Below are 2,612 nucleotides of genomic sequence, written 5' to 3' on the forward strand. Positions count from 1 at the left end.
TGCACCCGAGAGAGTGTGGGAGAGTAGGACACCGCCGGACAACCATTCAACGGGAAGGCCCCGCACCACCAGGTGCGGGGCCTTCCCCACTTAAACCACACCACCCCGCCGAACCGGCACCAGTCGGCACGCCCACCCGAGAACCCAGCCTGTGCTTACTACAGCCGGCACACCACAGCGCGCCACCACACACCGGAGGAACCGGCCCGCACCAGCCCAGGCTGTTCCGCATGTTCTCATCGTGCTTCGCGGTCTACGCGGACTCGACAAGGCGCCGTCAGGCCAGCAAGTGGAGTGGCGCGATGACGACTGGAGGAGAAGCTCCCGTCGATCCGGCTCTACTGGACCCTTCGGGGATGAACCACAGGGGAGGGCTGCCTGTCGGTGTAGATCCCGTTCGAGCAATGGCCCTCTTCATACCCACTCCCGGCGCCGCAATGGAGGCTCTTCCCCTCCGGGGCGCTGCACGAGTATCTGATTCACGCCGTTCAGCCCCCGCTCGAACCCGAGTGCACTCGATGCCATATACAGCCGCCATACCCGTGCGCGTCCCTCGCTTGTGAGGCGTACCGCCTCGTCCCAGTTCTCCTCGAGGTTGTGCACCCAGGCCCGAAGTGTCAGCCCGTAATGCCGGCGCAGCGCTTCAACGTCGAGCACTTCCAGCCCCGCCGCCTCAAGGGCGCCGATCATGACGGTGAGGCTGAGCATCTCACCGTCGGGAAAGACGTAGCGGGGGATGAAGGAGTCTGGATCCGGTGGCATCTCACCTGCGTTCCAGGAGATCGCGTGATTGAGAAGGCGCCCGCCGGGACGCAGCAGACCGTACAGATGGGACGCGTAATTACTGATCTGGTCCCTGCCGACGTGCTCGGCCATGCCGATAGAGCTGATCGCATCGAACAACCCGTCGTGCACATCGCGGTAGTCCTGCACCCGAATGTCGATGCGGTCGGAGAGGCCGGCATTCGCCACTCGCTCCCGCCCGAGAGCCGCCTGCTCTTTCGAGAGCGTGACACCTACGACGTCGACTCCGTAGTTCTGAGCCGCGTGCAGCGCAAAGCTGCCCCAGCCGCAACCCACATCCAGCACCCGCATGCCTGGCCGAAGGCCGAGTTTGCGGCAGACAAGGTCAAGCTTCGCCTCCTGGGATGCGTCCAAGCAGACATCCTCGTTCTCCCAGACCGCGCAGGAGTAGACCATGGACGGACCGAGCACGAGCGCGTAGAACTCGTTGCCCACGTCGTAATGGTGCGAAATAGCAGCAGCGTCCCGCTTCTTGGAGTGCTTCCGACCGGCTCGGGTCACGTTCATCTCCTCTGGCGGAGGCGTGGGCGGAAGTCCCAGTGCACCGATACGTATGGCTGTCCGGACCAGTCTTGAACGCTCACCCAGCGTTGGAGGGCGGAAAGCCTTCACCTCGGCGAACTTGCCCACGGAGCTGAGCGCCGAGAAGCTCTTGAAGAGGTCGCCGGGTCCGTCTATATCCCCGGCTACATAAGCGCGGCTCAGCCCGAGTTGATTCGGGGACCACAGCATCCGCCTCAATCCCCGCCGGGAACGGAACTCGATGACGGGGGCATCGGGGGGCCCTGCTTCTGATCCGTCCCACGCCCGCAGCCTCATCGGTATTTCTTCGGTGCCCAGGACGATGCCCAAGGCTTCGGCCAAGCGTGGTGCCACTCCCTTTTTCCTGCCCATGCCCCCTGTCTACTACGACTTGCTTGCGGGAACCAGAGGAGGCTCGAGGTCAGGGGACCGCGCGGTTACTGTCGCGCCGTCGATCGTCGCGCCGCACGTCAGCAAGGATTCGCGGTCCTAGAGAACCAGGAGAGGCGCCCGGCAGTCCGTTCTTCTGCTCGAGAGGCCCCGCCATCGTGCCGGCGCGCGCTACGGCTGCTCCCTATAGGCACGCGTCCCGGAGACCGCTCGGGTGCCATGTGTCTGTATGGGCCGGAGTGGGCGATCCACTACCCGGGATGCCCGAAGCAGCGCCGCCAGGAAATCGCCGGTGCGGGCTGGGGCGGCAGCGCAGGTACTGACGGCATTCGACGCATGGACCCGGCCGAACCCGAGGTGAGGGACAGCCGGCCCGGGATCTGTTGTCGGGGGTGCGGGGCTGGCGTAGGCTGATTTGCCTCGGCGGTGGAGCGGTCGTATAGTTATGTGGTTGCCCCGGTGAGGGTGACCAACCCCCTCCAATTCCAGTGGTCGGTTCGTGCGCTCTGATGCGGGATCGAATTAGGCCCTGTATTTGTGGTGGGATTGTTTTGTCGAATTCTTTTGCGGGGCCTGTAGGGCACGGCGGGGGATTTGACAAGGGAAAAGAGAATGAAATAAGCTGTAAATGTAACGACGAGGGAAAACAAGCCGGACAGAGCGTGGAAGCGCGCGGCCTGCAAGTAATCGTTTGTTCCTGTTGTTTGAGAACTCAATAGTGTGCCAAGTTTGTTGATACCGATTGTTTTTTGATTGGTTGAATTTGCTGGTTGCCGTGCACCTCGGTGTGTGGTGGCTGGTTTTTTTGGCTGGTTTCGAATTTTGTGCAGGGGTGTTGCCCGTTTTCCCGGGTGGTGTCCTTGTGTCTGTAATGCATTTACGGAGAGTTTGATCCT

2 protein-coding genes are annotated in these 2,612 nt (G+C 62.5%); both read right to left on the reverse strand.

Features of this window, described 5'->3' with window-relative positions; all coding sequences use genetic code 11:
• Window positions 1–414: 414 nt before the first annotated feature.
• Window positions 415–1,698, reverse strand: coding sequence for a class I SAM-dependent methyltransferase (locus ACX80I_RS17255; protein WP_459346329.1), 1,284 nt, complete (start codon window positions 1,696–1,698; stop codon window positions 415–417).
• A gap of 461 nt (window positions 1,699–2,159) precedes the next feature.
• Window positions 2,160–2,612, reverse strand: a 453-nt coding sequence (locus ACX80I_RS17260; protein ID WP_459346330.1) for a hypothetical protein, incomplete at its 5' end; no start/stop codon positions are given.

This window comes from Arthrobacter rhamnosi (genome assembly GCF_054510855.1).

Excerpts from the sequence above, each read along its gene's own strand:
- ACX80I_RS17255 (WP_459346329.1), bottom strand. The coding sequence starts at position 1,698 with ATGGGCAGGAAAAAGGGAGTGGCACCACGCTTGGCCGAAGCCTTGGGC.